This window comes from Chryseobacterium viscerum (assembly GCF_002899945.2).
Lineage (GTDB): Bacteria > Bacteroidota > Bacteroidia > Flavobacteriales > Weeksellaceae > Chryseobacterium > Chryseobacterium viscerum.
Map to the genome: position 1 here is coordinate 1 of NZ_PPEG02000041.1, position 473 is coordinate 473.

Annotated in this window: 1 protein-coding gene; it reads right to left on the minus strand. The window is 66.8% G+C overall.

Features of this window, described 5'->3' with window-relative positions:
- The coding region (locus C1634_RS25695; RefSeq protein ID WP_228410176.1) for a hypothetical protein at nucleotides 1-473 on the minus strand (473 nt) is incomplete at both ends.

A 473-nucleotide genomic window follows, 5' to 3' on the forward strand; every position in this document is an offset into this window, starting at 1 on the left:
CTCACGCACCTGACGCAGCGAGGAAAACTCGCCCAGCCCGACGCGGCGCGCCGGCTTGAAGTCAGTGAGAATGCCGGACTTGGTCCACAGCGGGAAGGTTTCTTCGGCCTCTTCCCAGCCAGCCAGCACCGACTTGTTGGCGACATCCAGAAGGATCAGGCCGAAGTCGCTGGAAGTGTGGGTGAAAGCCAAGCCGACCATTTGCGGGGCGTTGAGCGAGGCCACGCCGATCCCACGATCGACCAGCGAGGCGCGGGCCAGTTCGCGGAGCGTCATGCCGTTGTACGCGTTGTCAGCCTGGCGCTCGCCTCGACCGATGCGGGCCAGCACGCTCGCGCGCACCGAGTCGCCCACCAGGTTGCCGTTGCCGGCATGGATGTGGGCCCCGCCACTCAGGGCAGCAGCCGGCTGGGTGTCGGCGCCAATGGCAGCCAGCAGCTTCTCGCGCGCCTGGTCGACGGTGATGTTCATGT